The 26,511-nt window shown below is 64.0% G+C and carries 23 protein-coding genes and 1 pseudogene; 12 read left to right on the plus strand and 12 right to left on the minus strand.

The window, feature by feature from the left end:
* The first annotated feature begins 70 nt into the window (after positions 1 to 70).
* The gene (locus PV760_RS02165; protein ID WP_354627053.1) at positions 71 to 796 is read left to right on the plus strand and encodes a dienelactone hydrolase family protein; all 726 of its coding nucleotides are present in this window, start codon (positions 71 to 73) and stop codon (positions 794 to 796) included.
* A 99-nt stretch (positions 797 to 895) separates the two neighbouring features.
* Here the strand turns inward: PV760_RS02165 and PV760_RS02170 are convergent, their stop codons facing one another.
* The gene (locus PV760_RS02170; protein WP_018776956.1) at positions 896 to 2,359 is read right to left on the minus strand and encodes an amino acid permease; all 1,464 of its coding nucleotides are present in this window, start codon (positions 2,357 to 2,359) and stop codon (positions 896 to 898) included.
* A gap of 368 nt (positions 2,360 to 2,727) precedes the next feature.
* Between PV760_RS02170 and PV760_RS02175 the strand changes: the two genes are divergently transcribed.
* From PV760_RS02175 to PV760_RS02200, 6 genes and pseudogenes are all read left to right on the plus strand, one after another.
* The gene (locus PV760_RS02175; RefSeq protein WP_055971229.1) at positions 2,728 to 3,978 is read left to right on the plus strand and encodes an Nramp family divalent metal transporter; all 1,251 of its coding nucleotides are present in this window, start codon (positions 2,728 to 2,730) and stop codon (positions 3,976 to 3,978) included.
* Positions 3,979 to 4,030: 52 nt separating this feature from the next.
* Positions 4,031 to 4,759 carry a CPBP family intramembrane glutamic endopeptidase gene (locus PV760_RS02180; protein WP_354627054.1) on the plus strand — a complete coding sequence of 243 codons (729 nt, stop codon included), beginning with the start codon at positions 4,031 to 4,033 and terminating at the stop codon, positions 4,757 to 4,759.
* Between the two features lie 105 nt (positions 4,760 to 4,864).
* Positions 4,865 to 5,303, plus strand: a pseudogene (locus PV760_RS02185) (VOC family protein).
* Between the two features lie 21 nt (positions 5,304 to 5,324).
* Positions 5,325 to 6,287 (plus strand): 1,4-dihydroxy-2-naphthoyl-CoA synthase, encoded by a 963-nt coding sequence (locus PV760_RS02190; protein ID WP_018776960.1) that lies wholly within the window; start codon positions 5,325 to 5,327, stop codon positions 6,285 to 6,287.
* Positions 6,288 to 6,296: 9 nt separating this feature from the next.
* Complete coding sequence (locus PV760_RS02195) at positions 6,297 to 7,436, plus strand: AMP-binding protein (protein ID WP_354627055.1); 1,140 nt, start codon at positions 6,297 to 6,299, stop codon at positions 7,434 to 7,436.
* 54 nt (positions 7,437 to 7,490) lie between these two features.
* Complete coding sequence (locus PV760_RS02200) at positions 7,491 to 8,372, plus strand: 1,4-dihydroxy-2-naphthoate polyprenyltransferase (RefSeq protein ID WP_079580932.1); 882 nt, start codon at positions 7,491 to 7,493, stop codon at positions 8,370 to 8,372.
* A 59-nt stretch (positions 8,373 to 8,431) separates the two neighbouring features.
* Here PV760_RS02200 and PV760_RS02205 read toward each other — a convergent pair whose 3' ends face one another.
* Positions 8,432 to 8,743, minus strand: coding sequence for a DUF4229 domain-containing protein (locus PV760_RS02205; protein ID WP_018776963.1), 312 nt, complete (start codon positions 8,741 to 8,743; stop codon positions 8,432 to 8,434).
* 87 nt (positions 8,744 to 8,830) lie between these two features.
* On the opposite strand from PV760_RS02205, the gene PV760_RS02210 reads away from it, so the two are divergent.
* Together PV760_RS02210 and PV760_RS02215 are read left to right on the plus strand one after the other, a co-directional pair.
* Complete coding sequence (locus PV760_RS02210; RefSeq protein ID WP_354627056.1) at positions 8,831 to 9,238, plus strand: PLD nuclease N-terminal domain-containing protein; 408 nt, start codon at positions 8,831 to 8,833, stop codon at positions 9,236 to 9,238.
* Between the two features lie 6 nt (positions 9,239 to 9,244).
* Entirely contained in the window at positions 9,245 to 9,835 is a 591-nt protein-coding gene (locus tag PV760_RS02215; RefSeq protein ID WP_354627057.1) for a hypothetical protein, read from the plus strand.
* Here PV760_RS02215 and PV760_RS02220 read toward each other — a convergent pair.
* The 10 genes from PV760_RS02220 to PV760_RS02265 form a co-directional block, all read right to left on the minus strand.
* Positions 9,816 to 11,294, minus strand: a complete 1,479-nt coding sequence (locus PV760_RS02220) for a dynamin family protein (RefSeq protein ID WP_354627058.1) — start codon at positions 11,292 to 11,294, stop codon at positions 9,816 to 9,818. The genes PV760_RS02215 and PV760_RS02220 overlap by 20 nt on opposite strands.
* A complete protein-coding gene (locus tag PV760_RS02225) occupies positions 11,291 to 13,174 on the minus strand; it encodes a dynamin family protein (protein ID WP_354627059.1) in 1,884 nt (627 codons plus the stop codon). Before PV760_RS02225 ends, PV760_RS02220 begins: the two co-directional genes overlap by 4 nt.
* A gap of 130 nt (positions 13,175 to 13,304) precedes the next feature.
* Positions 13,305 to 14,630 carry an IniB N-terminal domain-containing protein gene (locus PV760_RS02230; protein ID WP_354627060.1) on the minus strand — a complete coding sequence of 442 codons (1,326 nt, stop codon included), beginning with the start codon at positions 14,628 to 14,630 and terminating at the stop codon, positions 13,305 to 13,307.
* A gap of 174 nt (positions 14,631 to 14,804) precedes the next feature.
* Positions 14,805 to 16,874: a LuxR C-terminal-related transcriptional regulator gene (locus PV760_RS02235; RefSeq protein ID WP_354627061.1), complete on the minus strand. Its 2,070-nt coding sequence runs from the start codon at positions 16,872 to 16,874 to the stop codon at positions 14,805 to 14,807.
* Between the two features lie 3 nt (positions 16,875 to 16,877).
* Positions 16,878 to 18,929 (minus strand): Hsp70 family protein, encoded by a 2,052-nt coding sequence (locus PV760_RS02240; RefSeq protein ID WP_354627062.1) that lies wholly within the window; start codon positions 18,927 to 18,929, stop codon positions 16,878 to 16,880.
* A gap of 177 nt (positions 18,930 to 19,106) precedes the next feature.
* Complete coding sequence (gene ccsB, locus PV760_RS02245; RefSeq protein ID WP_018776971.1) at positions 19,107 to 20,174, minus strand: c-type cytochrome biogenesis protein CcsB; 1,068 nt, start codon at positions 20,172 to 20,174, stop codon at positions 19,107 to 19,109.
* Positions 20,174 to 21,883 carry a cytochrome c biogenesis protein ResB gene (gene resB, locus PV760_RS02250; RefSeq protein ID WP_039242776.1) on the minus strand — a complete coding sequence of 570 codons (1,710 nt, stop codon included), beginning with the start codon at positions 21,881 to 21,883 and terminating at the stop codon, positions 20,174 to 20,176. The genes ccsB and resB overlap by 1 nt, the downstream gene beginning before the upstream one ends.
* Positions 21,883 to 22,638: a cytochrome c biogenesis CcdA family protein gene (locus PV760_RS02255; protein WP_018776973.1), complete on the minus strand. Its 756-nt coding sequence runs from the start codon at positions 22,636 to 22,638 to the stop codon at positions 21,883 to 21,885. Before PV760_RS02255 ends, resB begins: the two co-directional genes overlap by 1 nt.
* 5 nt (positions 22,639 to 22,643) lie before the next feature.
* On the minus strand, positions 22,644 to 23,249 hold the full coding sequence (locus PV760_RS02260) for a TlpA family protein disulfide reductase (protein WP_055971202.1): 606 nt from the start codon (positions 23,247 to 23,249) through the stop codon (positions 22,644 to 22,646).
* Between the two features lie 6 nt (positions 23,250 to 23,255).
* Positions 23,256 to 23,921, minus strand: coding sequence for a histidine phosphatase family protein (locus tag PV760_RS02265; protein WP_026267053.1), 666 nt, complete (start codon positions 23,919 to 23,921; stop codon positions 23,256 to 23,258).
* Positions 23,922 to 24,129: 208 nt separating this feature from the next.
* On the opposite strand from PV760_RS02265, the gene PV760_RS02270 reads away from it, so the two are divergent.
* The 3 genes from PV760_RS02270 (at position 24,130) to PV760_RS02280 (ending at position 26,500) form a co-directional block, all read left to right on the plus strand.
* Positions 24,130 to 24,681, plus strand: coding sequence for a YceI family protein (locus PV760_RS02270; RefSeq protein ID WP_026267054.1), 552 nt, complete (start codon positions 24,130 to 24,132; stop codon positions 24,679 to 24,681).
* A 166-nt stretch (positions 24,682 to 24,847) separates the two neighbouring features.
* Positions 24,848 to 25,528: a hypothetical protein gene (locus PV760_RS02275; protein ID WP_354627064.1), complete on the plus strand. Its 681-nt coding sequence runs from the start codon at positions 24,848 to 24,850 to the stop codon at positions 25,526 to 25,528.
* A 228-nt stretch (positions 25,529 to 25,756) separates the two neighbouring features.
* Positions 25,757 to 26,500, plus strand: coding sequence for a hypothetical protein (locus PV760_RS02280; protein WP_018776980.1), 744 nt, complete (start codon positions 25,757 to 25,759; stop codon positions 26,498 to 26,500).
* Positions 26,501 to 26,511: the final 11 nt, after the last annotated feature.

The raw sequence follows: 26,511 nt of genomic DNA on the forward strand, positions 1-26,511 counted from the left end.
ACCGTCCCCGGGGATCAGCAACCCTGCCAAACCACCGCCGGCGCTGGAAACCACACCGAAAGGCCACCCCATGGTCACCATCGATTTGAGCGGACAGAGCAAAGCAGCGGGAGGCTCAGCGTCCCTCAAGGGATACCTGACCGAGCCCCCGGGCGAGGGTCCGTTCCCCGGGGTGGTGATGATCCACGAAGCCTTTGGATTGGATGATGTGATGCGTCGCCAGGCTGACCGGCTGGCGACGGCGGGCTACCTGACGCTCGCGGTGGATCTGTACAGCGACGGCGGTGCAAGGCGCTGCCTCGTCGCCACCATGCGCTCTATGCTCTCGGGCGAGGGCCGGGCTTTCACCGACGTGGCCACCGCCAAAGAGTGGTTGCGCAACGATGACAGGTGCACCGGCAAGGTGGGCGTCATCGGCTTCTGCATGGGCGGCGCTTTCGCGTTACTCGCCGCAAACGATGGTTTTGACGCCGCGGCCGTGAACTACGGCCAACTCCCGCGGGACCTGCATAACGCCCTCCAAGGCGCGTGTCCGGTGGTTGCCAATTACGGCGGCAAGGACCGCACCCTGCCCGGAGCTGCCGCCAAGCTGGATCAGGCCCTCAACAGCCTCGGCATTGAGCATGACGTCAAGGAATTTCCGACGGCGGGCCACGCCTTCATGAACGACGCCCCGGTGGGACCGAAGCTGCTCCGCCCCCTGACGCGGGTCATGGGCATCAAACCCGATCCAGCCTCCGCCCCGGAAGCATGGCGGCGCATCGAAGAGCATTTCGCGAAGCACCTGGCAGGCTGACCCGGGCAAAAGCGGGCCGAAACGACGGCGGGCGCCCCTTCCGGTGAACCAATCACTGGAGGGGGCGCCCGTCGTCGAGCCTCTGTCAGCTCATAAGCGTCAGCTGAAAAGCTCGCTCTTCGGCTGGTTGTTCTTGACCTTCTGCCAGCCGAGCCACAGCACCAGGGCGAAGAACGGAATGGTGGCAAGGGTCCACAGGCCCAGCAGGAAGACCTCGCCTGTTGCCTTGTCGGTCATGGTGTCGAAACCGATCAGCACAGTGATGGCAAGCAGGGCGACCAAACCCAGCCAGCTGGTCCACGGCGAACCGGGCATGGGGAGGCTGGAGACCTTGCCATGCTTCTTACGAAGCGCGATCTGGCTCGCGAAGATGGAACCCCACGTGAAGATCACGCCGATGGACGCCGTGTTCAGTGCGAGGTCGAAGGCGTGCGAGCCACCCAGCCAGATGTTGAGCAGGATGCCAACGAGGTACACGCCGCCGATCGCGAGGATGGCCGCGTACGGCACATGGCGGGTGGACATCTTGGTGAGCCACTGCGGGGCGTGGCCATTGTTGGCCATGGTGCGGAAGATACGGCCGATCGAGTAGAGACCGGAGTTGCAGGAGGACAGCGCGGCGGTGATGACGATCATGTTCATGACATCGCCCATCCAGCCAAGTCCCATCTGGCCGAACACGGTAACGAACGGCGAGGTGCCGGCGACGTACTGGTCGGACGGCAGCAGCATGGCAAGCAGCGTCACCGAACCGACGTAGAAGACAACGATGCGGAATACGACGGCGCGGATCGCCTTGGGAACTTCGCGTTCCGGGTTCTCCATCTCACCTGCGGTGATGCCGACGAGTTCAATGGCGTTGTAAGCGAAGATCACGGCGTTGAGGACCAGGATCATCACCAGGCCGCCCTTGGGGAACATGCCGCCGTCTTCGTGGAAGAGGTTGGCAACGGACGCATGGCCCTCGCCCACCTTGGCGTTGGTGACAACCATGAACGTGCCAACGGCCAGGAAGATCACGATTGCTGCGACCTTGAGGCAGGACGCCCAGAATTCGAACTCGCCGAACGCCTTGACGCTGAACAGGTTCACAGCCACCAGCAGCACCAATGCGGCAATGGCGGACAGTTCAATCGGGACGTTGGGGAAGAAGAACTGGAAGTACAGTCCGATCGCGATGAGTTCGGCAATGCCCGTCATGGCCCAGTTGATGAAGTACATCCAACCGGAGAGGAAGGCGCCCTTCTTGCCGAACATTTCGCCGGCGTAGCTCACGAAGGAGCCCGATGTCTGGCGGTACATGATGAGCTCACCGAGTGCGCGCATCAGCAGGTAGGCGATGACGCCGGCGATGGCGTAGGAGAAGATGAGGGCCGGGCCCGTGGAGGCCAGGCGGCCACCGGCACCCATGAAGAGGCCGACGCCGATGGCGCCACCCATGGCGATCATGGTGACGTGGCGGCGGCTCAGGGTCTTTTTGTATCCCTCGGCGCTGAGGGTAGAGCCTGCGGCTGTGGATGAGGCCTTGGGGCTCTGGAGATCTGTGGGAGTACTTTGCGGCACAGCTGTTCCTTGTGGGTTGGGGTATTGCTGTAGGGGTTTCGCCCAGTGCCGGGACACGGGCGGCTTTGGCACACATAATTCGAGCTTTCCCGCTTTGAGGATCCCGAAGTGTGACAAAGAACGCAGAACGCCGAAGCTTCGCGCAACCCGTCTATCTTACGGGATTAACCGGAATGCCCGTGACGCAGGCAACAGCACCCCTTTCTCCGGAAGCAACGCGGGGTCGGATATGGCCCATATTCATCCGCTGGATGGGCCATCTCCGACCCCGGAATTCGGTTCTCCAATGGATTGCCTAAATAAAACTTTTCGGTGCGCCTAAATTTCGCTATCCTCGTAGTGAGTACCCCCAACGATGAGGAACCCCAATGGCTGCACCCACCCTGGAAACACGTGCCACCCCCGGCAAAGTATGGTCCCGGCTCCTGCTCCTGGGACCTGCCTTCGTTGCTGCGATCGCCTACGTGGATCCGGGAAACGTCGCAGCCAACCTCACGGCCGGTGCCAACTACGGCTACCTGCTGGTCTGGGTCCTGGTTGTAGCGAACGCCATGGCAGTCCTGGTCCAGTACCAGTCAGCCAAACTCGGCCTCGCCACAGGAATGAGCCTCCCTGAGATTCTTGGCAAGCGGCTCGGCAACAAGCGCCGGCGCCTCTATTGGCTGCAAGCTGAAGTTGTTGCCGGAGCCACGGATATGGCGGAAGTCATCGGTGGAGCCGTGGCCTTGAACCTGCTGTTCGGAATTCCGCTGCTTGCCGGTGGCGTGATCGTCGGCATCGCCTCCATGCTGCTTTTGGCCTTGCAGTCGCGGCGGGGCCAGCGCTCCTTCGAGTACGCCATCCTGGTTCTCCTGGGGATCATCGCCGTGGGCTTCGTGTCCGGGCTGTTCGTCAATCCCCCGGATGCAGGGAGCGCCCTTGGCGGGCTGGTTCCGCGTTTTGAAGGTACGGACACCATCCTTCTGGCAGCGAGCATGCTGGGCGCCACGGTGATGCCCCACGCGATCTACCTCCACTCGGCCCTTGCCCGCGACCGGCACGGTTTCTCCCCGGACCCCGTTATCCGGACAAAGCTGATCCGCGCCACCCGCACGGACGTCGTCGGCGCCCTGCTCCTGGCCGGGGTCGTCAACATCTCGATGCTCCTGCTTGCCGCCTCCAGCCTGCGCGGCATAGAAGGCACGGACACTATCGCCGGAGCCCACGCCGCGGTGACGTCCGCCCTGGGCCCGGCCATCGGCGTGATCTTTGCCATCGGCTTGCTGGCATCCGGCCTGGCGTCCACATCGGTTGGTTGCTATGCCGGCGCGACCATCATGGGCGGCCTCCTCAAAGTCCGTATTCCCCTGCTCACCCGCCGCGTCATCACCCTGATCCCCGCACTGATCGTGCTGGGTGCCGGGATTGAGCCGACACTCGCCCTGGTGCTGAGCCAGGTGTTGCTCAGCTTCGGTATTCCTTTCGCTTTGATTCCCCTGATCCGGCTCACCGGCAAGAAGGATGTCATGGGCCTCCACACCGACGGCATGCCGCTGAAGATCGCGGGTTGGACAAGTGCCGTGCTGATCGTCGGTTTGAACTGTGTCCTCATCACGCTCACCCTCACAGGGCAGTCCTGATATCCGGCCTGGCCTGATCCGGAGCATCAGGCAGCAAAGCTAGGCTGGAGCCATGGGCACTCTTCATATCAAGGCATCTTTGTACAGATTCACCGCCCTGGATGCCTTGGCCGTAGCCGTCTATCTCGGGTTCACCGTCTACTTCACGGTCAGCGGGGAAGCAGTCGAACGGCTGATGCTTCAGCTGTTTCCCGACCCGGCCACAGCGTCCTATGCCGTCAACGCGGTCTTCTATGCCGGCGTCGGAATATTTGCCGTGGCGTCAGCCTGGCGTGTGGCGGGACGTGACCTGAAGATCCTGGGGACACGTCCGTGGTTCACCTTGGGCATGATTCCCCTCGCGATCGTGGTGATGCTCATCCTGACGGCTCTGCTCGTCTCCGCGTTCGGGACTGCCCAAAGCTCCGAGAACCAACTGGGTATCCAGGGATTGCTGCAGCACGTTCCGGCCTGGTTGATGGTGCCGCTGCTGGTGGTTCTGGGGCCGTTTGTTGAGGAGTACCTGTTCCGCCATCTCCTGATCGGCAAGTTGTCGCAGCATGTGAACACCTGGATCTGCTGCGTGGTCTCCGTGGTGGTTTTCGCGTCCATCCATGTGGTGGGTCGCGAAGGACTGGTGCTTTCAGCCCTGGCGCCCTACCTGGGAATGGCCGCGGTGCTGGTGGCCGTCTATGTCTGGACAGGCAAGAACCTGATGTTTTCCTACTTCGTGCACGCGGCCAAGAACCTCATGGCAGTGGTGCTGATCTACGCGGTCCCACCCGAGCTCCTGTCCAACTAAGGGACAGAAAATCTCTACGCGCACTGTCCCCCGCTCGGGTAACCCGGACGGAAGTTGACCGCATTGCGCTACCCAGCCACCCGCCGTCGGAATAGCTTGGTGGGCATGACACTCAACATCCAGGTAGCCGTCGACTGCAGGAAGCCCCACGAACTCGCCGATTGGTGGGCCGAGACCCTCGAATGGACCGTGGAACCCCAGGACGAGGCGTTCATCCGGTCCATGATCGAGCAGGGATTCGCCACCGAAGACCAGACCATCACCCACAACGGCAAACTCGTCTGGGCCGAAGGCTGTGCGATCGTGCCCGCCGAAGACACCGATCCCAAAACAGGCCGCCGTATCCTCTTCCAGACCGATCCCAACCCCAAGACCGTCAAGAACCGGGTGCACTGGGACGTCCGCCCTGGACGGCCGGGACAAGGACGTCGTGCGCAAGGAGCTGGAAGCCCGCGGCGCCAAACACCTCTGGACCGCCCGCCAGGGACCCCAGGAATGGCACACCATGGCCGACCCCGAAGGCAACGAGTTCTGCATCAGCTAAGGCCATTACTAGACTCGGACTGTGAACAACGATCTCCCTGCCAAGGTTTCCGACATCTTTGACCCCTCGCGCTGGCGCACGGTTTCGGGTTTCGACGACTTCAAGGACATGACGTACCACCGGCAGGTCGAACGGTCCGCGGACGGCACGGTCAAGGATCTCCCCACAGTCCGTATCGCGTTCAACCGTCCCGAGGTCCGCAACGCGTTCCGTCCCGGCACCGTCGATGAGCTCTACCGGGCCATGGACCACGCCCGGATGACTCCGGACGTCGCCACCGTGCTGCTCACCGGCAACGGGCCGTCCGAAAAGGACGGCGGACATTCGTTCTGTTCCGGTGGCGACCAGCGGATCCGTGGCCGCGACGGTTACAGGTACGCAGTAGAAGACGCCCCAGGAGACTCTGCTGAATTTATAGACCCCGCCCGTGCAGGCCGCCTCCACATCCTGGAAGTCCAGCGGCTCATGCGGACCATGCCCAAGGTGGTCATCGCCGTCGTCAACGGCTGGGCGGCCGGCGGCGGGCACTCCCTGCACGTGGTCAGCGACCTCACCATCGCCTCCCGCCAACACGGCAAGTTCAAGCAGACGGACGCCACGGTAGGAAGTTTCGACGCCGGTTACGGCTCTGCGCTGCTGGCGCGCCAGATCGGGCAGAAAGCCGCGCGGGAAATCTTCTTCCTCGCCCGCGAATACTCCGCCGAGGACATGGTCCGGATGGGTGCCGTCAACGAGGCCGTGGACCACGAACGCCTCGAAGAAGTCGCCCTCGAGTACGCCGCCGACATCGCCCGGCAATCCCCGCAGGCCATCCGCATGCTCAAATTCGCGTTCAACCTGGCCGACGACGGACTGGCCGGGCAGCAGGTCTTCGCGGGCGAAGCCACCCGCCTGGCGTACATGACGGACGAGGCCGTGGAAGGCAAGGAAGCGTTCCTCCAAAAGCGGGATCCCGACTGGTCCAGCTTCCCCTACTACTTCTAGGACTCCTCCGTGAACGTCGATCCTGTCCTCAAAGCCCTGATGGCTGCCCTCCACGGTGAAGGTCCCGCCGTCGAAATCGTCTTGGATGAAAACGGCGAACCCCGGGCGGTGCCGGTGGAGACCGGCGTCGAGGATGCCGCAGTGGTGGTCCGCACCTCCGGTTCCACGGGAACACCCAAGGCAACGGTCCTGACCGTCGATGCCCTCGCGGCGTCGTCGGTGGCGACCGCCATGGCACTGCGCGGCGAAGGCCAGTGGCTGCTCGCGCTGCCCCTGCAGTACGTGGCCGGCGTCCAGGTGCTGGTCCGCTCCCTTTATGCGGGAACCCGGCCGTGGGTGATGGACCAGACCAACGGCTTCACTCCGGAGGCCTTCACCGCCGCAGCCGAGGAACTGACGGACAAGATCCGGTTCACCTCCCTGGTGCCCACGCAGCTGCAACGGCTCCTGGACTCCCCCGCGCCCGAAACCCTCGCCGTACTGCGCCGCTTCAACGCCATCTTGCTGGGCGGCGCACCGGCGTCGCCCGACCTCCTGGCAGCCGCCCAGGCCGCGGGCCTGAAGGTGGTCACCACCTACGGTTCCGCCGAAACGTGCGGCGGGTGCGTGTACGACGGCGAGCCGCTGGACGGCGTCGAAATCCGGATCGGCGACGGCGACCTGGAAGGCCGGGTCCTGCTGGGCGGCGACACGGTGGCCGCGGGTTACCTGGATGCTGCCCGCGCGTCAAAGGCTGCGTTCTTCGAAGAGGACGGTACGCGCTGGTACGTCACCGGCGACCTTGGTGAACTGTCCCCGGAAGGCAAACTCACCGTGCTGGGACGCGCCGACGACGTCATCATCACCGGGGGCGTCAAGGCCTCCGCCACGTATATCCAGAGCAAGCTGGAAGAGCTCGACGGCGTCACCGCGGCTTTCGTCGCAGGCGTCCCCTCGCGGGAATGGGGCCAGGCTGTTGCGGCCTACGTGGCCGTGGAGGATCCCAGCCCTGAAGGAATCAAGGGTTTCACGGCCCGGCGGGAGGCCGACCTGGGCGTCCTGGCCCCGAAAACAGTGTTGGCCGACAAGGAATTGCTGATGCTGCCGAACGGAAAACCGGACAGGCTGGCCATGATTGAACAGCTTTCCAATCTGCATCAGGGACAATAGACAAGTTCTTCCCCCCCAACTGAGATCAAACGCGAAACACACGAGGTACTACACGTGGCGACAGCTGCACAATGGATCCAAGGAGCCCGGCTCCGCACCCTGCCCGCGGCAATAGCGCCGGTCCTGATCGGTTCGGCAGCGGCGTACGAGCTCCATGCTTTCCGGCTGCCGAACGCGATCCTCGCGGCGCTTGTCGCGCTTCTGCTGCAGATCGGCGTCAACTACGCCAACGACTACTCCGACGGCATCCGCGGAACCGATGAGGATCGGGTCGGCCCGCTGCGCTTGGTGGGTTCCGGGGCAGCGAAGCCGGAACAGGTGAAGTGGGCGGCCTTCGCCCTGTTCGGCGCTGCCATGCTGTGCGGCCTCATCCTGGTGATCATTACCCAAACGTGGTGGCTCATCCTGGTGGGCATCGGCTGCGTCCTGGCAGCGTGGGGTTACACGGGCGGCAAGAACCCCTACGGCTACCTGGGCCTGGGCGATGTGTTCGTCTTTGTGTTCTTCGGACTGGTCGCCACCCTGGGTACCACCTACACGCAGGCCGGCCAGGTGAGCCTGGCCGCAGTCATCGGCGCAATAGGTACCGGCCTCATCGCCTGCGCCTTGCTCATGGCCAACAACGTACGGGACATCCCCACGGACACCGCGGCCGGAAAGCGGACCTTGGCAGTGCGCCTGGGCGACCGTCATGCCCGCGAAAGCTACGTGCTGATGCTGGCCGTGTCCATCCTGCTGGTGATCGTCCTGGCGCCCACGAAGCCCTGGATGTTGATCGTGCTCCTGCTGATCCCCGCCTGCCTCATGCCTGCATGGCTGATGGTCAACGGCAAGAAGCGCAAGAGCCTCATCCCGGTGCTCAAGCAGACCGGCCTGATCAACCTCGGCTACAGCCTGTTGTTCTCGCTCGGGCTCATTCTGAGCCGCGGCTTCTAGGCTCCACAAAAAGCGAACGCCCCCGGCAATATGCTGAGGGGCGTTCGCTGTTTCAATTCTTAGGCCGCGCCGGGGCGCTTGTCGTTATTGACGGCAATGTCCGGGTTCTTCTCCACCAGGCTGTCCTCAGCTTCGGCGTCTTCAACCTCGCCGGCGGTGCGGATGGGCTTGGCGCGCCCGGAGAAACGCTCGCGCATCGCCGCCGTGGCTTCGTCGCGCTGCTTCTGGAAGAACAGGTAGCTGATGGCGAAGGCCATGAGCCCTGCGAAGATGGCCGCAGGCAGCAGACCCACCTGCAAAAGGGCGAAGATGATGAACAACGGCACGAACAGCGCCAGGCGGATGAGGGAATACTTCAGGAAAGCCACCATCCAAGTTTAGCCGCCCGAATGGTTGCACTCTGGTCACGGCCCAAAGAGGGCGTCCAGCGAACGGCTTCCGGGCACTAGACTTGATGCATGCTCCGCGTTATAGGCGTCGTCGTCGTTCTTGTTGTCTTCGTCTATGCCCTGGTGGATGTCATACGCACTGACCGGCACCAGACCCGCGGCATTTCGAAGACCGCGTGGATCATCGTGATGATCGTCCTGCCGTTGCTGGGTGCCGTTCTGTGGTTCATTTTCGGCCGTCCCTACAACAAGCCCACGGCCACCCCCGTAAGGCGCCACCCCATCGCACCGGACGACGACCCCGAGTTCCTCCGCAACCTGGAGACCCGCCGTCGCAACCAAGCCGAAGAGGACCGCCTGAAGAAGCTCAAGGCGGATCTCGAAGCCAAGGAACGCAAACTCCGGGACACGTCACCAGGCACGGACGATGCCCAACGCGGTGAGCCGGATACGCATGATACCGACGAGCTGAAGTAGGCAAACATGGCCCAGCAAGCTGATGGTTCACGGCAGTCACCCTCCACGCCATCAGTCAGCGGGCCACCGGCGCCACCCCAGCGCCCGGGCATGTCCCTTTCCACTCCGCCGCCCATCCCTGCAGCGGTAAAGCCTCCCGGCCCGGCCCGGGTGTCCCGTTCTCTGTGGCTGGCAAGTTTCGTGGCCGGCATCGCCGTGGTCTTCACGGGGTTCCTTGGCCGCGACGCCCACTTTGAACGCTTGAAGGGCGTTATCCAGTCCATGGTCCCGGACGGCGACGCTAACTCCGTCGAGGGGGCCGCCGCCGTCGTATTCCTCGGCAGCCTGGCCATGATCGCCGTGGTGGTCGCGATGGAAGCCGTCCTCTTGACGATCCTTTTCAGGCGACGCACGTGGCCCCGTTGGGCCTTGGCTCCCCTGCTCCTCCTCCACGCCGTCGTCACCGTGATCACCGCTGATTATGTGGTGGCTCCGGGCAATGACGGCGTCATGGCCATGGTGCTTCTCGCCGCGCAATTCATCCTCGCTGCAGCCGGCCTGATTCTGCTTTTCCTGCCGTCGACGACAGCCTGGCTGCTCAGCGGGCGGCGGGCATAGCCGCCAGGATACCTTCGCAACTGCGCAGGACAACCCGGCAGGCTTCCACCGCCGAAGGCTCGACCAACAACGGGTTTTCCGCGATCTGCCGCCAACGGTCAAGGGCCCTGCGGGTTTCGCGCGCGATCTCCTCCGCGTCCGCTTCCGGGGGAAGCTCCAGCCTCTGGAACGGAAGGTTGCCGCGGCCGCCCACCAGTCGTTCCGCGTCCTCCGCCTGCCCGGGTGGCAGGACCACACCACCTGTCCGCAGCGAGCCCAGGAGCTTGAGTTCGCGGAATTCGTGCGCGCCGGCGAGCAACTCCTCCAGCGCCGGTTCGAGGACTGCTGACTGGCCGGGTTGGGAGCCGCTCAGCAGTGACTCCAAACCCACGACGGCGGCACGCGCCTTGAGTGCGTCGGCCCGCGTTTGGAACAAGGAGGCCACGGTGTCCAGCAGGCGGCCGAGTCCGCTGCGTCGCGCGAGTTCGTGCGCCAGTTCCGTCGGGTTGGTGATTCCGCCCCGGATCAGGGCCACTGCCAGCCTGATCCCGAACAGCCCGAACCGTTGGACCAGGGAAGCCTTCAGGCCGGGCTCCACGCCTTCCGGTCCGGCCGCGCGGACAAAGCGGTCAACAGAAAGCATCATCCTTTCGCGCTGGTTCCGGTCCATGCGCGCCAGGAGCATGAGGGCGTCCACGTCGCCCTGGCGCATGGTCCTGGAGCTCTGCGCCAGCAGTCCCGCCACGGGTACCACTCCCAGCGCGAGCGGTTTGAGGTTTTCGTCCCGGCTGTATCTGTCGGCAATCACGGCAGCGGAAATGAGCGAATCTATCCTGCCGGCACCTATCTCATCCGCGCGTGACAGGACAGCGAGGGCATTGACCGTCCCGGACTTCCCGGCGGCGGTGTCCTTGAAGGATTCTAGGAACCGGACATCCGAGGCGTGCAAATGACGCATCAGGTAGATGACGGCATCCGCAGCGGTGGGAGCGTCTTCGGGAAGCAGGAAGGCCGTGGACCTCCCGGATACATCCTTGGACAGGGAAGCGATGCCCGGGGTGTCGATCAAGGTGAGATCCCGGAGGCTGGCTGCCGGCCAATCAACCACGAGCTTTTCCACGTCCTCCGCCTGGAATTCCCCCAATGAAAACACCAAGCGGCCATCTTCACGGTGCACTGGCAGCGCCTGCGGCCCGCCTGCCAAGGGGTGCAGGGTGATACGGGGAGCGTGCCCATAGCGGTACCACGTGACGATCTTCGTGCACTCACCGGCGTCGGTAGGAGCGATCTCCTCGCCGATGATGGCATTGAGAAGGGTGGACTTTCCGGCTTTAACCATTCCGGCCACCGCAATGCGCAACGGCCCGGCAAGGCGTTGGTCGAGGTCGTCCAGGACAGCCAGGGCAGCCGGGTCCCCCTGGAAGACCTCCCGCGCTTGCCGGAGCAGCTCCGCTGCGCCGGCGATTCCCGATTCGATCATCCCGCCGGAACCGCGGACGACGCCGGAACGGCGTGCTGTCCTCCGGCCCCTTCTTCCTGAAGTTGCCGGGCAACCGCGTGCAAGGTTTCCACGGCTTTGAGCTGGTTCTTGATCTCCTTGATCCGCAGGTCCCGCTCGGCAGCGTAGGTGGCTGCCGCCTTCTGCGCCGCAGCCACGGATTCGGTGAGGGAACGGTGGTGTTCCTCTGCGATGTCCGTGAAGTGATCCCGGGTGGCCCGCTGAACCAGCCGCAACCGGTCCTTGAGTTGCTTGCCCACCTGGAACACGACGTCGTCCACCTGCTTCCGCACCAGGAGTTTGGCCTCTGCCTGCCGACGTTTCAGCCGTGCTTCCTGCTCCTCCCGATACGCTTTCCGGCCCAGCATGAGCCCGGCCCCCACAGACAGCGGGTTGATCAGGGCCAAGCCAAACAAACCCGTCAAGAGGCCAAACATCAGCACCCCGCCATAGGACCCGCGCATGCCGATCAGAACCTTCTGCACAGGTCCCATACGGCCATCTTCCATGTCCTGGATTTCTGCCACGGGGTCAAGCACTCCGCCGGTGTCGGCAACGTGGAGGGCAGGCAAAGCCACTTCGTCTTCGGAAAAATGCTCTGCCACCTGTCCGGCCAGCCACTGTGCCCGCTCGCTGGTCCACACGAAAGTGTCGGAAACGGCGGCGGCAACGCTTTGTTCAAGCCACTTGGCGAACTGTTCCCACGCGGGACCGGGATCGCCCTGGTCAATGGCCGCCTCGGCTTCGCGTTGTATTCGCCGAAGACGGTCCTTGAGGTCATATTCCATGTCCGCGATGAGATCGCCAATGCCGTCATTCAGGGTGGTCTGCCATCGGGCGGACTTCTTCCGGAGCGCGTCGGCATCGTCCTTGGCCGCTTTCAGGCCCGCGATCATCTGCGGTGTGTCTTCGGGATTTTCCAAGGCCCCAAGTTCCGACCGCAACGCCAGCATGAGGTTCCCCGTAACCGACACGAGGTCGTTGCCTACGGACCGGCGCTGAATGAGGGCCGCCTCAGCAACAATGGCGTTTCGCAGGTAGGAGACCAGCTCCGGGAACCCGGATTCGTTGTTCAATTCGGCGTCCTGGAGCCTCGCGGCCTCGAGCCGCAGCTCCGAAGAGACAGGAAACAGGGGGATTTCCGGCCCGACGTCGGCCAGGTGGCCCTTGTCCAGCTCAGCGATCTGGCGCCATGCCGGATAGAGGTCTGTTTTGGACAGCACGCAGGCTACGTTGGGACTCACGCGCATGGCTTGCCGGAGGAAGCGCATTTCCGGTTCTGTGTACTCCTGGGACGCATCGGAGACAAACAGCATGGCATGTGCCGAGGGCAATGCCGTGAGCGTGGTCAGGGTGTGGCTTGAGCCAAGTCCTCCCACTCCCGGGGAATCCACAATGCAGAGCCCGCCTGACAGGAGCTTCCTGGGAAGGGCCACCTCCGCTGCAACGATGTTCCTGGCATTTCCCGGGTTGCCCTTCTCGGAGACGAAGTCCGACAATTCGGCCAACGGCACGGGCTTGCGCTCAAGGCGCGATTCACCGCCGTCGATGTCCGTAAAGCTGTCCGGCCCGGGGGGATCGGCCGCGGGGACAAGGACAACCGCCGACGCCGGATCACCTTGCCTTATCAGCGTGGGAACGGTGGTGGCGATGTCGTCATCCACCGGGCACACAGGGGCGTTGACCAAAGCGTTGATGAGCTGGCTCTTCCCTTGTTTGAACTCGCCCACCACAATCACCCTGACGTTGGGGTCCTGCAGGCGTCGGAGCGTGTTGTCCAAGCGCCGCCTGAGGTCGTTCCGCTCACCTGCCAGTGCTATCCCGTGCTCCACAAGGGTGGTCATGCGTACTGTTTCCGCCACGGTTCTTCCTTTGCTCACATGCCGCCCCTTGTCCGGGGGCCACGAAGTGCCCGGCAGGAGGGGGTCCACCTGCCGGGCACTGCTGGGGTTTCGCGCTTGTGCTTGCACCTCCTGCGCGGAGGGTGCTGCCTCAGTCGATGTCGACGTCGTTCTTGGCAACCACCACCGAATCATCAATGTCGTTGTACTCGACATCGAGTTCGTTATCCGCCACAACAACGTTGTCCTCGACGTTGGTGTAGTCAACGTCGACGTCGCCTACGGTGGTGGAGTTGTCCTCGGTGTAGGTCAACTCGTTGTCGGCCACAACGATGGAATCGTTGATGACGTTGACGTCGTCCACTTCCACGTTGGTGGAGTAGTCCGGCGAGTATTCCAGGTCCAGTTCGTTGTCCTGGACCACCACGGAATCGTTCACCACTTGTACGTCCTCCAGATCGACATCCACGTCCGTGGAGTTGTCGTTGAACGAGTCCGTGGCCGTGTTGGTGGTGTTGGTTGTGGTGGTCGTGTTCGTTGTGTTGGTGGTATTCGTTGTGTGGTTGGAGTTGTCCTCGTTGAACGAATCCTCGATCTCCACATCCACATCAACATCGGTATTGTACGAATCCTCTGTGTTGTAGGAATCGTCCGTGTTGTACGAGTCCTTGGTCACCGAATGATCCGAGTAGTCGTTGCCCACCGAGACATCGTTGTTGTTGCCACTGGTGTTGACGTTGACCGAGTTGTCCACGGTGTGGTCATCGTTGTTCGTGGTGGTGGTTGTGGTCGTGGTGTTTCCGGAATTCGTGACATCGTCGCCGGCGGCAATGGCACCATCACCGGAGGCGATCACTGCGTCCTGGTTGAACATCTGGGAGACATCTCCGTTGGCCCAGATGTTCTGGTTCACCGACTGGTCCGTGATCGTGTCGCGGTCATCGATGGTGGTGGTGTAGGAGTAGTTGTTCACCACGTGGACGAGTTGCTGGACCGCATGTGCATGGTCGTCGTGGTCGTGGTCATGACCGTCATGCCCGCCATCCCAACCACCGCCGGCACCGCCACCGCCGCCGCCGTGATCGTCATCGTGGTCATGACCGTCATGCCCGCCATCCCAACCACCGCCGGCACCGCCACCGCCACCGCCGGCACCGCCACCGCCGCCGCCGTGATCGTCATCGTGCTCCGGGCGTCCGCCGCCACTCCAGCCGCCGCCATCGTGCTCAGGCCGTCCGCCGCCGGTCGTAGCGTGGTTTCCTCCGGTGTTGTATTCACGGTCGAAGGACGACCGGGCATTGATCGGTGCGTAGTCGAGGACCACGGGGCGGACGGCGTCGACATCTGCGGAGGAGACATCCCGCAGGCCCGCAGCGGCGAGGGCCGCTTCGGGATCGCGTACAAAGTCTTCTGCGGCGTCAGGATCGTTGAACAGGCTCATCAGGAACTGCACGAGCTGTTGTGCGAGTGTTGGCATTGGAGTGCTCCCTCAAATTCTGTGGTTTTTCGAAATTGGCCCGGCGCCTTTGCCGGGCTTGCATTCAACGTATTGCCGGGACCGAAGACCGGGCATCGGGGGTGGTCCCCCTACCCCATGCCCTGCCGTTAGGGGATTGCCGGATTTTCCGTTAGGGGGCTGAGGGGGTCCCGCTTACGGAGGGGGGTACCCCTCCCCCAACGCCAGGCGCAGGCGGACCAGCAGCTCTGAACGGTTTTCCGCTCCCAGGCGACGCCGCATGCGCGCCACATGGTGTTCCGCGGTGCGGGGCGAGATGTAGATGGCCTCGCCGATCTCGCGGTAGGTCTTGCCTTCCAGGATGAGCCGGGCGACCTCGCGCTCCCTGGGGCTGAGCCCGGACGAATCCTGAACCCCCGGACTCCCGTACTCCCCGGCAAGTGCATGCAAGGAGACGTCAGCTTGTGAAGCGCCGGCCCGTTCCGGAGGCGGGGCCGATGGGGAAACCCCCTGGGGGTGGATGTCCCGGGCACAGGCAAGGAGCCGCACCATGTCCCGCCGCTCTTCGGCGTGCGCAGCGGCATGGCCGGCCAGCCGTGCGCCTTCCCAGGGCAATCCGACCGAGGCCAAACCACGGGCGGCGGTTTCGACGTCGGACGCTTCAAACCGTGCGGCCAGGACCGAAACCCAGGCTTTGCCCGCTGCGGCGAGCACGGACGCCAGGTGGCTGTGTTCGGAGGCACGCACCAGCGCAGCAGCGTGGGGAGCGAGTTCGGCCGGACTCTCGCTAAGAAGGGCTGCCTGCACTCCAGCCCAATGCATGGGTACCGACCATAATGGGGCATCCCCCAGCCGGCCAAGGAAGTGCCAGACACCGTCCAGGTAATGCCCCACCCGGCGGGTCTCCCGCAACCGTGCGGCGGCGATCATGAGCTCTCCCCAGGGCAGGAGACTGAACAGGTCCACTGACACATGCATCATTGCCTCGCGGGCCCGCTCCCACGCCAGCAGCAGCTCGTGGACTTCGCTGCCCCGGCGTGCCAAACCGACATCCAATGCAGCCAGCAGGAAATCATCCCTCGGCGCCAGGGGCCAGTGGTTCGCTTTCACTGCTTCGTTGATGGCCAAGCGGGCTTCGTCCGGGTTGTCCTGCTGCATGGCGGTCCAGGCCTGCAACAGGAACAGCCTGGGACGGGCCGTATTGCCGCCCTGTCCGGCGGCAAGCGCTGCCTTGAGGACCATATCGGCGATGCCGGCTTCCCCGGTGTGGAGGGCGCACAGCGCGGCAAGGGCCGCCGGTGTCTCCACAAGGGGAATCGACGTGCCGGCCGCGTTCATCATGTCGGAGGCCCTGATGAGCTCGGGCAGTGCGATTTGCGGCGTGGGTGCCAGTGTTTGACGAAGTCCCTGCTGGGTCAATGACAGAGCCACAGCCAGGAGTGTAGGTGAGCCCTCCGGCGAGGCAGCAGCCGCCAACTGACCGGCGCCCGCAACGTTGCCTGAACCGATCATGGCCACGGCTGCAAGGGGCGCCGAACCGTCGATCCTATCCCGCCCCAGCCAGGTGTAGGTGTCCGCGCTCCGGGAGAGCATGCCCCGCTGTGCCCAAACAGCCGCAGCAACGTCAACTCCCAGGCGGATGTGAGGGGCCTCCGGCGTTGCCAGGAGCCGGTCCACTATCCTGCCGGCAGTGTCCAGATCGCCCAAGGCCGCCGCTGCCTGCGCCCGCCTGGCCGCCGTGGTGGTCTCCTGTCCTCCGGCGAGAAGTGCTTCTGCATAGAGTTCGGCCGCCAGGCCGGGCTCGGAGTCCAGAACCCCCTCCGCGGCACGCTCCAGCTCCGCGACGATCCGTGGATCCTGGAACCCGTTCTGCGCAAGCTGCCGGGCGACGTCGCCCAAGGGACGGCCCTCTGCCGCGGTCCTGTCCACCAGTTCCCTCTGCAGGGCCCGGATGCGCGCCGGCGGTGTGCTCGAGAGCAAGGCATAGTGGACGGTCCCAACCACTGATCCATCAGGTGATATCAGCCCGGCGTCCTTTGCCACGTGGATGACCGAGTCCAGGTCTTCGCGGTGTTCAAGGCTGCCGGGCAGAAGGGAGTGGAGGGAAAAACCCAAGGACAGCGCCAGCAGCAACTCCTGGACTGCGGCGGGCTGACCGGGCAGTTCAGGGCCCGACGCCTCCCCCGGGGCGTCGGCCGGGAGGCCGGACGGCTGCTCATCCCGCCCGGGCGGAAAATGCCGCGGCCGGTGGTCCTGTCCCGTCATGGGTCAGACCGCCGGAGTCAGTGCTGGATCCGGGGCCGGACTTGTCTCTGTTGGCAGGGGCTCCGGGGCGACTGTGGCCGGCGGGATGGTGGGCTCAGGCTGCACTGTTGGTTCAGGCGACGGTGGAGCAGGGTCCTGGGTCACTGTGGGTTCTGGCTGCGGCACCGTGGGTACCGGCGATGGGGTAACCGGGTCCGTCGGTATGACAGGTGGCGTGGAAGGATCGGTTACCGGCGGCGGCAGAGTGGGTGGCGTCGTTGCCGGTGGTGGTGTGGGTCCGCTGGCGGCCCCGCCTGTAGGCTCCGGGGTGGGCGTCGCCGCCGGAGGGTTGCTGGAGCCGTTTCCGGGAGTCTCCGGCGTCGTGGTTCCAGTGGCAGCCCCGCCTGTAGTGGCAGCCCCGCCTGTCCCGGCTGCACTGCCTGTCCCGGCCGCACTGCCTGCTCCGCCGGTACCGGCTGTCTGGCCTTGGGCAGCCCCCGATCCCGCACCTGAGCCGCTTCCCGTGCTTCCCGACCGTGCCGGGCTCTTTCCGGTCCCGGTCCCCGCCCGCGTCACTCCAGCGCGGGCACTGGCCTCAAGTCCCGCCGTCGGACCTTCCACTGCCGGTGCCGCACCCGGGGCGGCACCGCCCCCGCCGTTGGCTTGGGCTGCGGCAACCGGCGAGCCGTCGCCGCGCATGACGTCGGCAGCCTGGTTTCCGAACATGGACGCCAGAATGCCGCTGCCTTCAGGGCTCTGCGCCGCCGTGGCGGTGGCAATGGTCAGCGCAGTTGCTGCTGCAACCGCCGCTGCGGCCAGGCGGACGTGGGAGCGGTGTGCGCCCCCGGGAGCGACCGCGGCTTTGACGGCACCGAGGTGGGGCCTGGAGCCGGCGACGTGCGGCCGCGCGGTCTTCGCCCGCTTGGCAACGCCACGTCCTTCCATCACCGTCGCCGGGGCAGCCTCAGCTTCGGCCGCTTCCAGGTCTGCTGCAGTTGCGGTACCCAGACCCGCGACAGCGGCGCCAAGGCAGATGGACGACTTGGGATCGGCATCGACGGCGATCGGACGGTCCAGTTCCACCGAAATCATTTCCGCCACCAAAGGAATGCGGGACGAGCCGCCGATGAGCAGCACGGTACTCAGGTCCCCGGGCTCAAGGTGGATGCTGCGCAGGCTCCGCTCGAGAGCGTGCACGGTTTCCCGGATGGACGCCTCGATCAGGGCCTCGAACTCGGACCGCACCAGCCGCAGGGTCCGCTGGGTTCCCGGCAGCGCGACGGCGATACTGGCCTCGCTGTCCATGGACAGCGCTTCCTTGGCTTCGCGGCACTCCCGCCGCAGCCTGGATAACGCTGCCTTGCTTTCCGGCGCCTCCGGCTCGAGTCCCTCCAAGGCGTCCCCGAGGTGACCCATGACGTGGCGCAGAACGGCGGCGTCGAAATCGGCGCCGCCAAGGGTTTCAATGCCGTCGGGACGGCCCAGGAGTTCGAAGCTGCCGGCGCCCGCCTTGCGCAGGACCGCGGTATCGAACGTTCCGCCGCCAAGGTCATACACGGCGATGGTGCTGCCGTCCTCCACGCGGGTTTGGGTGGCGTAGTGCAGGGCGGCGGCAACTGGTTCGCTGATCAGGGTGACATCGTGCAGGCCCGCAACGTTCAAGGCGGCGAGGACCGTCGAGGTACGGTGCGCGCCCCACGCTGCGGGGTGCGTCATGATGATCGACGACGGCAGACTCCCCTCCCGCTCTTCGGCCCTGTCCACCACCCATCGGGCCATGGTGGCGTACACGTCCTCGGGCGACATCCAGCCCTCACCCACAGCGAGTGGAACGGAGTCGCCTATACGGCGCTTGAATTCCCTGACCATCCGCCGGGGATCGTCCAGGCCCCGGCGTTCAGCCGCCTCGCCCACCAATATCCGGCCGTCGTCCGCGTAGAAAAGCACCGAAGGCACAGTGCTTCCATGGATCCCAAGGGGCAGGATTTCAGGCGTGGGTGCGGCGCTCCGCCCAGGCTTGATAAGAGCTGCGGCGGTGTAACTTGTCCCGACATCAATGGCGAGAACATAGCTCATGGGTACCTCGAAAGTTCACATGGCACGACGCAAGCGAGCTGCTTCACTAGCGGGTCCTGAACAAGTTAGCACCTGCTCCGGACACGCAAAAGGCTTAATTGCTACACCGAATTGTCAATTTCCCGAGGCCGCTGATGACTATTGAAGTAAAGCTCCTGCTCAGCGCCGGATTGGACCTTAGAGGCCGGAGTAGGAATGCAAGCCGTTGAAAACGGTATTTACCAACGTGAAGTTGATGATGACGCAGGCGTATCCGACGATTGACAACCACGCTGCACGGGTGCCTGTCCAACCACGGGTGGCACGGGCGTGCAGGTAGCCTGCGTAGACAACCCAGATCACGAAGGTCCAGACTTCCTTGGGATCCCAGCCCCAGAACCGGCCCCAGGCCTTCTCGGCCCAGATCGCGCCGAACATGAGCGTGAACGTCCAGCCAATGAACGCGATCGCGTTGATGCGGTAGGACAGGTTCTCCAGGCTCAGGGCGTTGGGAACCACGCGCATGAAGGCCAGGTTGTCTGCGCGGCCGGCCGCCAGGTTCTTCTGCCGGTACGACTGCAGCAACTGCAGGACGGACATGGCGAAGGTCAGGGTGAACAAAGCGGATGACAGGACCGCGATGGAGACGTGGATGATGAGCCAGTAGCTCTGCAATGCGGGGACCAGGTGGCCAACCGGGGTCCAGAAGGACACCGACGCAGCCACCAGCATGATGATAGCCAAGCCCAGCACGAACGTGCCGAGGAACCGCAGGTCGCGGCGGATCAGCGTGATCAGGAAGACGGCCACGGCAACGAAAGCGCCCGTGGTGAGGAATTCATACATGTTGCCCCACGGCACGCGGCCGGCGCCCAATGCCCGGGTCACCACTCCTGCGCCGTGAATCAGCACGCCAAGCACCGTCAAGGCCACTGCCACGCGAGCGGGAACGCGCCGTTCGGCCGTGTACCGCATGTCGCCTGCCGCAGTCCCGCCTGCATGGGTGGGGCCCGACGTCGGACGCTCGGCCCGGCCGGCCGGCCCGCCGGCGTCGGGACCTGACAGGGCAGCCCCAACGCGACCGGCTGCAACGCTGACCTTTTCGCTGGTGGACCTGGCTGCTGCCTTCAAATCCACTGCCTGGAAGGTCTTGCTGCTCTTCGCCAGATCCCAGGCAAAGGCGATGAACGCCACGGTGTACGTGCCGGCGGCCAACAGCATGAACAGCTCGCTGTACTGGCCCAGGGTTTCGTTGATGGCTGGCATTACTGGTCCTTCGAGGTTGAGGAAGAGACGGTTCGAGGTGCGGGAGGCTCCGGTGATTCCGGGAGGTTCCATTCGCGGGCAAAGATTTCACGCAGTGCTGCGGCTTCTCCGGCGAGGCGGTGGTCTTCACCGCGTGCCAGCAAGCCGTACTCCACCATGGTGCGCCCGTCCTGGTGGGTTCCGGTGCGGACCCAGACCCGGCGGCGGTTGACGTAAAGGGAAACCATCAGGCCACCCACCGCCAGCAGGCCGAAGATAAGGGCGTACAGCTGGCCGGGGTTGTGGTGGATGTCAACGCCGATGTACTTCTTAACACTGTCGAAGGTGATGCTTCCCTTACCCTCGGGCAGAGTTGCGGTCTGGCCCAAACCGAGCACGATGCCGCCGGCCTCAAGCTTGCGCCCGTTCAGCTGGGTAAGGTTCTTGACGTCCAGTTCAAAGACATTCTGGGGCGTTCCCTCATCCAGGCCCAGGTCGCCGTAGTAGGAATCCAGGTTCAACTGCGGGTTCGCCAAAGCGGGGTCGGCACTGAAGGAGATTCCTTGTTCCGACTCGAAGGCGGTCGGCAGGAAGAAGCCGTTGAAGCCAAGCTGGTCGGGAGTGCCGTCCGGGACCTTGATGACCACGGACGAGTAGTAGTTGGCTCCCTGCACCTTCGCGGTGACGGGACCCTGGAAAGCCACGTTGCCGTCGCCGTCCCGGACCGTGACCACGGGTGCGTAGCCGTTGCCCGTGAGGTACAGGCTTGTTCCGCCCAGGGAAATGGGGTCGTTGACCTTCAGCACTTCCTTCTGCTCGGGCGCGCCCGGGTTTTCCTTGGTGGTGACCTCGGCCGTGTAGTCGATCGGCTGGCCGGTCTTCTTTGGCGACTCCCGGTCGAACGTTGCCTGGAACTTGTCCAAACGGACCGAGTACGGCTGCAGCGAGCTGCTTTGGAAGTTGGTGCCCGGGGTGAACTGGTCATAGCCAACCAGGGTGTTGACGAAAGTTTCGCCTTCGACCAGGATGCGCTGGCCGCTGTATCCGAACAGGCCGCCGATGGCCACGGACACCAGCACGCCGATCAACGAGGTGTGGAACACCAGGTTGCCGACTTCCTTCAGGAAGCCACGCTCAGCACCCAGGGACGGCAGGGCGCCGTCGGCGTCGCGTACGTCGACGCGGTAACCGCGCTTCTTGAGCAGCCCGGCGGCATCGTTGATGGCTTTCGACGCCGGGATCCCGGCGTCGGCGGGCAGCGCCAGGGTGCCGTACTCCGGAAGCCGCGAAAGGCGCTTGGGAGTGCGCGGCGGCTGCGACTTCATGGCTTTGTAGTGCGCAATGGCGCGGGGGGTCACGCAGCCGATCAGCGAAATGAACAGCAGAATGTAGATGGCCGAGAACCAGGCGGACGAATAGACGTCGAACATCTGGAGGGCATCCAGGAACGGCCCGGTTGCAGGGTTGTTCTTGATCCACTCAGTGACCGTGACAGGGTTGGCGGCGCGCTGCGGGAACAGCGAACCCGGCACTGCACCGACGGCCAGCAGGAGCAGCAGGAACAGCGCTGTACGCATGCTCGTCAACTGGGTCCAGGCCCACCTGAGCATGCCCTTGAATCCGAGCACGGGTACCGCGGCCTCAGACTTGGCCTGCTGGAGTTTTCCTTCCGCTGTGGTGGCGCCTTCAGCGGATGGTGACTTCTTCTTGGCTTTCACGGACTCGCTCATCAGATTGGCAACTTCACGTCATTTTGGAACCAGTACTGCAACCCGGTCACCCACTGGCCCCACACACCGGTGGCCATCAGGATGCCGAGCAAAATCAGGATGCCTCCGCCGATCCGCTGGATGGCCAAACGGTGCTTGCGGAAGAAGGACATGACACCCATGCCCCGGCGGACGGCCAAGGCGATCAGGAGGAACGGGATGCCCAGGCCAAGGCTGTAGATGAACGCCAGGAGCGCACCTTTGGCCGCCGACGATCCGCCGGACAAGCTCAGTAACTGTACCGCGGAGTAGGTCGGGCCAATGCATGGTGCCCAGCCCAAACCGAACGTGAGTCCAAGCAGCGGCGCACCCCACAGTCCGGCCGGCGGTTTGGCGTGGATCTTGGCATCACGCTGAAGCCAGCCGAAGCCGCCCATGAACACGACACCCATGACGATCACCAAAAGGCCCAGCAGCTGCGTGATCCAGGCGTTCTGCGGGCCCGTCAGCAGCGTCCCGAGCTGGCCGAAGGCGCCGCCCAGGAGCACGAAAATTACGGAGAACCCGAGGACAAACAGCCCGATCCCCGCCAGCATCCGGCCACGCCGCTGCTTTTGCAGGTCGACGCCGGTCAGCCCGGTGACGTACCCCAGGTACCCGGGTACCAACGGCAGCACGCACGGCGAGAGGAACGAAACCAGCCCGGCCAGCAATGCGACCGGCACGGCCAGCAGCAGGGAACCGTTGAGGATGGTCTCGGCGAAAGGACTGTTCACGGCGACTACTCGGCCACGGCTGAGGTGATGAGGGCTTTCAAGGTGCTCTTTTCAATCTCGCCAAGCACGCGGGAGGCAACTTTGCCTTCCTTATCAAGGACCAGGGTTGTGGGGACGGCACCGGGCGGAACGATGCCGGACACGGACAGCAGCACGGACCCGTCCTTGTCGTTGAAGCTCGGGTAGGTGAGGTTGAACGTCTTGTCGAAGGCCTCAGCGGTGGCCTTTTCATCGCGGAGGTTCACGCCGAAGAACTGGACGCCCTGGTCCTTGAATTCCTGGTGCAGCGCTTCAAGCTGCGGCGCTTCGATCCGACAGGGAGCGCACGCAGCAAACCAGAAGTTCAGGACCGTGACCTTGCCCTTGAGGTCCTCGGGCTTGACTTCATTTCCGTTGAACAGAGTGCCCTTGAGGGCTACGGGCGCTGCACGGTCGGCTTTGGCGAATTCCGTCACCGAGCCGTCGCCGGCCACATAGTTCTTGTTGTCGCCCGCCTTTGCCTGCTCCGCAAGGGAGTCCTTCTGGGCGCACGCGGAAAGTCCCATGGTCAGTCCCGCCAGCAGGACACCGCCGGCGGTAAGAACGCCTCGACGTGAAAGGTTGTTGTCCATGTCTTCCTATGCCCCCGGAGTGCTGGCCGCACCGGGAAGCAGCGCGGCGGCAGGTTCGCTGTACTCAACCCGGATAATTCGGCCGTCGTCGTCGAGCGTCAGGGACGTAAGCGACGTCAAAGTGCATTCACGTTTGCGGGGATCGTGCGCCAGGCGACGGCCCTCAGCCGTGAGCCGTGTTGACCAGATCGGCAGCTGGTGGCTGACCAGGATGGCCTCGGCGCCGTCCCCGCCAAGTTCGATTGCCTTGACGCGGGCATCCTCAACTGCAGCCAGCACGCGGGCTGCCTGCTCCTTGTACGGCTCGCCCCAGGAGGGCCGCATTGGATTCCGGAAGTAGAACCAGTGCTTGGGCTTCAGGAACTCGCTCTTGGTGGGGTGGAGTCCCTGGAAGTGGTTCTCGGCTTCAATGATGCGCGGCTCGACCGTGATTTCGAGGTTCAGTGCTTCCGCCGTCGGCATGGCCGTCTCCTGGGCACGCGTCAACGGAGAGGCCACCAGATGGACTATCTTCGCACCCTCGGCGGCGCGGGCAACAAAGTGGTCGGCCAGCATACGGGCCATCTCCCGGCCACGCTCGGAGAGGTGGAACTCCGGCAGGCGACCGTAGAGGACGCCGTCGGGATTGTGGACCTCGCCATGGCGAAGCAGATGGACAGTTGCTTGGGGCATGTTTACCAGTTTCTCAAAGAAGCGGGGCGATCCGAAATCTTCTACCGCAAGTAGAACTCAAAGTTTTCCGTAAATGTTCCGTGGAGTTGGAATAAAAGATGCATATGCATGTTTATACTAGACACGAAGCTCGGTTGACGCTTCAAGCAATTGGTTCAACCGGGCAAGCACGCAGTACCTTCCACTACCTATAGGAGCAACAACCATGATGACCCTCCCCGCTTCCGTCACCACCGGCACCTGGACCCTCGACGCTTCCCACAGCGAGATCGGCTTCACCGTCCGCCACGCAGGCATCAGCAAGGTCCGCGGCCAGTTCAAGGACGCTTCGGCCACTTTGGAAGTCGGCGAAACCCTGACGGACTCCAAGGTCTCCGCAACCATCCAGACAGCCAGCTTCGACTCCGGCGATGTCAACCGCGATGGCCACGTCAAGGGCGAAGACTTCTTCGACGTCGAGAAGTTCCCGGAAATCACCTTCGTGTCCCGCCACGTCAAGGCCAACGGAAACAGCTTCGACCTCGTGGGCGATCTCACAATCAAGGGCGTCACCAAGGAGGTCTCCATCGAGACCGAATTCAACGGCGTTGCAGTAGACCCGTTCGGCAACACCCGCGCAGGCGTCTCGGGCGAAACCACCATCAGCCGCAAGGACTTCGGCCTTACCTGGAACGCAGTCCTTGAAGCCGGTGGCGTCTTGGTCAGCGACAAGGTCGTCATCAACCTCGAACTCGCGTTCATCGCTCCGGCCGCAGCCTGATTCCAGAACACCCCGGACGGCGTCCCTGCCCAGCTTCGCGCTGCAGGGGCGCCGTTTCGCATACACATGAGTCACCCGGCCATTGTTCGGCAAACACCCTGTATTTAGCTGCGAGTTGGCTCGGAATTTCCTATGCAACCTTCAACCTGCGGTCTACAGTGATGCCATGAGTACCCCAGATGAAGCACCTCAGCCACAGCAGCCCGGCCCCCAGCCACCGCAGCCAGGCAATGTTCCTCCTGCGGGCTACCAACCTCCCGGCGGTTACCAGCCTCCCCAAAGCGGATCTGTTCCGCCAGGTGGCTACCAAGGGCAGCAAGGTTACCAACCTCCCCCTGCCTACCAGCAGCCGGGACAACCCGCCTACACAGCACCGGCCGGCCCGAACCCCGCACCGCCCGCCGGACTCGGCTATAACGCGCCTCCGCGGAACGTCTTCGGTTTCGACTTCAACAACATCGCCCAGAGATTCCGTGACACCACGGGCGTCCCTAAGACCCTCACCACGTCCTACTGGCTGTGGATTGCCGCAGCGGCACTGGGCGTCATCGCCAACTTCGCCAATATCTTCATCTACCGCGACTACTTCGGAGCCCTGGCCATCGGGACGGGGATCTTCAACTTCGTCTTCAGCATCATCATGGCCGCCGTCTACGCCTTCATCGCCATCCGCATGAAGGAGGGCGCCCGGTGGGCCCGGCTGGTCCTCTCCATTTTGGGCGGCTTCGCGGTCTTCTCCCTGCTGTTCCTCCTGATCACTTTCAACCTCGGGCTGCTCAGTTCTGCGGCCGCTGTTGCCGCAGCAATCATGATGTGGCTCCCGGAATCGCAGAAACACTTCGTTTAGCACTTGCTGAGCATGAAGGCCGCGGCCGGATCCCCAGGGATTCCCGCGGCCTTCATCATGAAGACGTACGCCAACATGATGATTTTCCCTGCCCTCTTGAAATTCCTGCGTGTGGTATGCAGCGGCGCGGGACCCTGGGGGTACGGTGGAAGCAGAACCACGCTGGGGGCAGGGTCACTTTGCTGATCCCGGCGGCCGTACCTGCAGTCGAACAAGCAAAGGAATGCCATGAGCAACCCTCCATACCCGCCGTCGAACCCGGGCGACTCCAACCAGCCTGAGCAGCCGGGCACGCAGCCCGCTGCACCACAGTACGGCCAGCAGTCCCCACCGCCGGCAGCTCCGCAATATGGCCAGCCTGCAGCACCGCAGTACGGCCAGCCTGCAGCACCGCAGTACGGCCAGCAGTCCCAGCCGCCAGCGGCCCCACAGTACGGCCAGACCGGCGCTTCGCCCTATGGCCAGGCGCCCCAGTACGGTCAGGACACCAACTGGCCGAGCCAGCAGCCGGGTCCTGCCACAGTCCCGCAAATGGTCAACATCGCCTTCTGGTTGATTGTCGGCGCAGGCGCAATCTGGCTGATCTCCATCCTTATTTCCATGGCGGCACTGAACGACCCCTCCTTCAGGAGCATGTTCGAAGACCAGATGTCGGCCGGCGGCGCCGCGGATGTCCGCTTTGAAGACGTCCAGGGCTTCATCGTCGGCGTCATGATTGCACTCGGTGTCATTGGTGCCGGCCTGTACGCACTCGTTGCCATCAACGTCCGCAAGGGCAAGAACTGGGCCCGCATCCTCGGCACGGTCCTCGCCGCGCTCTCGATCTTTGCCCTCGTGCCGCTCAGCCTGGCGACGCTTTCAGCACTGCTCGGAATCGTAGCCATCGTCCTGCTGTACCTGCCGGCGTCGGCTCCGTACTTCCGCAAGACACCGCAGTTCGGAAACCCGTACCAGACTCCCTCCGGACGCTAAAGCGACAGGGT

It is taken from the genome of Paenarthrobacter sp. CC6, assembly GCF_040560085.1.
Lineage (GTDB): Bacteria > Actinomycetota > Actinomycetes > Actinomycetales > Micrococcaceae > Arthrobacter > Arthrobacter nicotinovorans.